The organism is Lentibacillus halophilus (assembly GCF_039522485.1).
Lineage (GTDB): Bacteria > Bacillota > Bacilli > Bacillales > Amphibacillaceae > Lentibacillus > Lentibacillus halophilus.
The window spans coordinates 11,029-11,264 of record NZ_BAAADM010000004.1; the positions used below are offsets into that span (position 1 = coordinate 11,029).

General features: G+C 59.3%; 1 rRNA gene (running past one end of the window). It reads left to right on the forward strand.

Annotated elements, in window-relative coordinates:
• A 16S ribosomal RNA gene (locus ABDZ72_RS00885) occupies nt 1-236 on the forward strand; its annotated part reaches 100 nt to the left of the window's first position; the annotation flags it as partial.

The following is a 236-nucleotide window of genomic DNA, read 5'->3' on the forward strand; positions in this document are numbered from 1 at the left end:
GGGGCGTGCGTCTGTGGAACGAGCGGCGGACGGGTGAGTAACACGTGGGCAACCTGCCCGAAAGACCGGGATAACTTGCGGAAACGTGAGCTAATACCGGATAATGCCTTTCCCTGCATGGGGGAGGGCTGAAAGACGGCCTTTGTGCTGTCACTTACGGATGAGCCCGCGGCGCATTAGTTAGTTGGTGAGGTAAGAGCTCACCAAGGCGACGATGCGTAGCCGACCTGAGAGGG